Genomic DNA, 5,375 nt, shown 5'->3' with positions numbered 1-5,375 from the left:
TACTTCTTGGGCATGTCGCCATCCTTCATCACAAGGAAGCGGCATCAGACCCGTGACGGTTCACGACGCCTCGAACCTGGCCACCGTCACCGACCCACTCGACCGGGCCACCGCCCACACCTACGACCCGGCCGGCAACGTGCTGAGTACCACTGACGCGTTGGGCCGCGTCACCGAGATGACCTACGACGACGCCGGGCGCCTGGTCACCACCGTCAAGCCCTCGGGCACCACCACACCCGACCCGCACGACGGGACCATCCAGTACCAGTACGACCCCACCGGGCGCGTCACCACGATCTCCTACTCCGATGGCACCCCCGACCTGACCTACACCTACAGCCCCGCCGGGCGCCTCGAGGCGGCCAGCCGAGCCGACGACGGCATCGCCGCCGCCGACATCGAGCTCGCCTACGACGACGCCGGACGCGTCACCGGCGTCACCCGCACCGGACCAACCCCCGCCTCCGCGACCTACGGCTACACCTCCGCCGGGCGCCTGGCCGCCATCGACTACTCCACCGGCCAGGGCGCCACCTACACCTACGACGAAGCCGGCCGCCTCAACACCACCACGCCCACCGGCACCACCCAGCTCGAACCGGTGACCTACGCCTACGACGTTGCCAGCCAGCTCAACACCGTCACCCGCGGCACCACCACTCCGACCACCACCACCTACACCCACGACCCCACCGGCCAGATCGCCGAACTGACCCACGCCACCCCAGACGCGACCCTGGCGACCTACACCGTCACCCGCGACGCGCGCGGGTACCCGACCCAGATGACAACGGCCGGGCAACCGACCACCACCACCCACGAAGTCACGGACGACTTCGACAGGACCGTCGCGTCCGGGTGGGGCCAGACCGCGCAAGGCAACCAGTGGACAGTCGACGACCCCGACAACGCCTCCGTGAGCGACGGCACCGCACGCCATGATCTGACCACGGGCACGTCCGTCACCTCGATGCTCGACATGCCTGCCTCCGACTCCACCGACGTGCGCGCCACATTCACCATGGACCAGGTCCTCGCGGGTGACGACGTCGAGCTGACCCTCGTCGCCAGACAGGTGGATGACCTCGCCTACCGTTTGAAGTTGGACCTCTGGGCGCCAGACAGTTCCATGCAGGTGAACATCTATGCCGGGCACCAGTGGCTCGGGCCGATCTACTTCGACCACGCTGAGGATCAATGGGGGGTCACCTACAGCGCTGGTGAGACGGTTGCCATCCGCCTCCAGGCTGAAGGAACCGCACCTACCACCGTCCGCGCAAAGGTGTGGAAAACCCAGGACGGCGAGCCCGCGGACTGGCAGTTCACCACCACCGATGACCACCCTGATCTCCAAGCCCCTGGAGTGGCCGCGATAACCAGCGGCATCGTGGAGTGGGAAGAAGAGACAAGCGAGTCCCTCACCGTCCTCGTCGATGACTTCTCCGTCGAGACCGCCGAAACGCACGACACGTCCACGGCCGAATACGCACACGATGAGAACGGGTGGCTGACGTCCTACTGCGCGTTCACAACCGAGTCTTGCCCAGGCTCCGACACCTACGTCTATGACGAACTAGGAAATCGCACCGAGCTCGCGACCCCCACAGGCACCACCACCTACACCTATGACGACGCCAACCAGCTCCTGACCGCGAACGACGGAAGCGACACCGTCCTGACCAACACCTGGACCCCCGACGGCACCATCGACACCACCACCACCCCCGCCGGGACCAGCACGCAGACCACCAACCTCGCCAACGAAGTCACCGGCCACGAACTACCCGACGGGCGAACCGTCACCTACTCCTACGACCCCGAAGGCAACCGCACCGCACGCCTGATCGACGACGCGCTCAGCGCCACCTGGACCTGGGACAACGCCACCGGCCTCCCCACCCGCACCGGCCAGTACAACGCCAACGGCACCCCCACCACCACCTGGCTCCCCGACACCCTCACCGCCGGCACCGCCATCACCGCCAGCACACCCGACGACGACACCTGGCTCCTGAACGACCCCTTCGGCAACGTGGCCCACGCCGCGGGAGACACCACGCAGCTCTCCCTCGCCTCCAGCCTGCTCGACCCCTTCGGACGAGCAACCGCCCCCAACGCGGACACCACACTCACCGGACTGGGCTTCGCCGGCCAGTACCTCGACCAGGTCACCGGCCTGTACGACCTACGAGCCCGCGACTACGACCCCGCTACAGGGCGGTTCACCGAGACAGACCCGATTGCCGTGCCTGTAGGAATGCCCACGGTCAACGGCTTCACGTACGGCTTCAACAATCCGACAACTTACACGGATCGCTCCGGTCTATGGCCGTCTGGGCCAGACGAGCAAGCCTGGAAGACACTGTTTGCCTTTCCTATCTCATCGTACCGAACGCTCGACGCCGTTGGAGAATCCCTCACAATCCGGGGCCGATGGGAGCAGCTCAACTCTATCCATTCCGTATATAACGACTCCGGTGGCGGGCTGTGCGGAACCTGGGACACGGCAAACGTGCACTTCAACCCCATGTATTCCGCGGTGGAGCAGGCCTCGGCTGCGTACGAGTACCACAATGCAGGACAGCCGGGGGACGCCTTGATCGCGGGCCATAGTGCTGCTCTCATAACCGTCGCAACCGCTTTTGGCGTGAAGGGGGGAGTGTCCGCCGCAACCGGAGGATCGCCGAGAGCGCCCATCGCAACCTCGCCCGCAGCAGGAACCGCAGCCGCACCGCGCACTTGGTCGAACCTTGCCCCGGACGACCCATTGATCCCGGGGGGGACGGTGCCACTGAATCGGCTCTCAGGCATCAATGGCCGCTTCGATTACGTCGTCCAGCAAGATGGCTCCTTGGTAGTTGGCCGGGGTGGTCACATCAGTCTGAGTCGAGGCCGCGATGTCCTCGCGGCCGGTGAAGTTCGGGTGTTTAATGGTACAATTCACATGCTGAACAACAGGTCGGGCCACTACCGACCGGATGGATCCATTGCGGGCGTCGCCCGCACCGCCTTCCAGGAGCAAACGAGGCTTAAGGTGCAGGCAAATGCGTGGCAGACAGTTGCACACTAAGGGGCCATCGGTGCCGGGTGATCTTCAGAGAGCGATTGCCAGGGTCCTGGCTGCTGCCGAAGCGTCCTTCGACACACGGGCGATCGAACCACCGCTGTTGGAGTTGCGGGGCTTGCTGAAGTCTTCGCCCGATCGACGCCGAGAGGCCGTGGAGGCGCTCCTCGCATTGACCGCGCCTAGACCGGGGGAACTCCAGCTTTTGCGACCAGGAGTTGTGGAGAGCCTTGAGTTTTGCATGCGCGAGCTCCGCTGGCCCGAAATTCAAGAAGCGATGGTCGCCCTTGACTCACCGACACAGGACTGGCGCGTTCAGCGAGCCGCGCAGCGGGTTCTCGAGGTGTATGCCGACGAGTGGCCGGGTGGCGATATCTATGAGACTTACCGCGCGGATTAGGTTCCCAACCCTTTCCTCTCAAGGCTGTGTTCGACCGTCCATGAGGCCGGGGCCATAGCCGCAGCACCCCGCACGCCTGACGTTCACGCTCCACCCTGGCCTCGCTGGACTCGGTTCACACTGGATTGTGCACCGATAAGTTACGTTATGGAATAGTTGCTGCTCAGTGGCACCTCTGAGGCCCCGCCCCGCTTGCGCACGCCGGCGAGTTCGGTGCGCGCGACGCGCTGCTCGGCAGCCAGGCACGAGGCCACCTCCCGGGGCTCCTCACGGTTGGTGGTGAACGTGCTCGCTGAGGAGGGTGTTCACGCTGCGGTCTTCGCGGCGCTGGCGAGCAGGATACGGGTGCGGTAGTTGTTCTCGTTGCGGAACCCTCGGCCGGTGCGCTTGATGTTCTTGATCGCGGTGTTCGCGGCCTCGGTGCGGGCGTTGGTCACGCCGGTCACGATCAGGACCTCGATCGACGCCCACCAGGCGGTGATGGTGTCGTAGAGCTTGTCGCTCTCGGGCATGTTCGCGGCCAGGACGTAGGCGCCCAGGCGCATCCTCTCCTCGTGAGCGTCGGCCAGGGACCCGGTGCTCAGCAGGCGGCGGACCTGCTCCTTGATGGCCCAGGCGGCGCCGAGTTCGTCGGTCGGGTCGTCGGTGCGCAGCACGCGCTCCAGGCGCGCCCACCCGGCCGCGGACAGGGTGTTGGCTCCGCGCAGCAGCAGGCGCCGGTTGGCCCATGCGGGGTCGACGAGGCGCCCGCGCCGTCCGTGGCGGTCGCGGGTAATGCGCTGGCGGACCTTGGTGACCATGTCGTTGGCCAGCGCGACCAGGTGGAACGCATCGACGCTGATCGCGGCGTTCGGCAGGTGCTCGGTCAGCGCCTTGCGGAACGCCGCCGAGGGGGCGATCGCCACGACCTGGACGCCCTCGCGCCAGGCAGGGCTGCGTGCGGCGAGCCAGGCCCCGACACCGGCGCTGTCGCGCCCGTCGACCACACCCAGAACCCGCCCGGTGTCCAGGTCGACCAGGGTGGTCATCCACGGCTCGAACCTGCGCCACGTCCCATCGGGGCGGCGGAAGTACTTCACCGACCGGTAGCGGTGCTCATCGACACCCAGGCGGCGCACCGGGACCGCGTCGACCTCCTCAAGCAGCACCGCGACCGCGGACAGGGCGGCCTGGACGGTCCACCAGGACACCGAGAACGCCCGGGCGGTCTCCGACGCGGCCCGCCCCGAGACCACCACCGCAGCCACCAGCGCCTCGCGCAGCCGAGCCGTGGACCGGGCGCGAGCAGGGATCTGGATCGTGGACTCGCTGAACGTCCCGCGCGGGCAGAGCGCCTCGGCGCAGAACCAGCGCCGCTTGTCCCAGACCACCTGCACCGGGCCGCCCATCGGGACGTCGCGCACCACCTGCCGGCGCCTGGAGTGCACCCGCACCGAGATCCCCCCGCAGACCGGGCACCCCGGCGGCGCGGTGCTCTGCACGACGACTTGTCGCTGCCCACCGGGCCCCTCGACGGCATCGATCACACGGTAGTCGGGCAGGTTGAAGATCGTGCTCGCAGCATCACGCCGCGAACCCGTAGGCTCGAACACGGCTCGTGGTCCTCTGGTCCTTGGATGTCTCGACAACACCCATCCCAGCAGGCCACGAGCCTTCTACGTCCCAACGACGCGACCCGGCCCAATCACCACGAACCACGAAGAGCCCCTCCCGGGCCTCCTCTCACTCGAGGCCTCTCCCGCGGTGCGGGGCCGGTCCTGACGCGTTCTGCACCCGAGCTATCTCAACGTCGTCCTCGGCCGACCGTGACCCAGGTGCGCCGGTCAGGAGACCGCGAGCACCAGCCCGCCCGCGACCCCGGCGGCCACCACCGTCGAGGCCGCCCCGAGCGCGGCCGCCCGTCCGCCG

General features: G+C 67.3%; 2 protein-coding genes. One reads left to right on the top strand and one right to left on the bottom strand.

Annotated features, from left to right (window positions below):
- Positions 1–52 precede the first annotated feature (52 nt).
- On the top strand, positions 53–3,073 hold the full coding sequence (locus tag L0B03_RS19375; RefSeq protein WP_308200060.1) for an RHS repeat-associated core domain-containing protein: 3,021 nt from the start codon (positions 53–55) through the stop codon (positions 3,071–3,073).
- A gap of 699 nt (positions 3,074–3,772) precedes the next feature.
- On the opposite strand, the gene L0B03_RS13405 is transcribed toward L0B03_RS19375, so the two are convergent.
- Positions 3,773–5,059: an ISL3 family transposase gene (locus L0B03_RS13405; RefSeq protein ID WP_250446581.1), complete on the bottom strand. Its 1,287-nt coding sequence runs from the start codon at positions 5,057–5,059 to the stop codon at positions 3,773–3,775.
- Positions 5,060–5,375 lie beyond the last annotated feature (316 nt).

The organism is Actinotalea sp. C106 (assembly GCF_023630195.1).
Taxonomy (GTDB): domain Bacteria; phylum Actinomycetota; class Actinomycetes; order Actinomycetales; family Cellulomonadaceae; genus Actinotalea.
The sequence above is the reverse complement of the archived record's forward strand: the minus strand, read 5'-3'. Positions and strand labels throughout refer to the sequence as shown.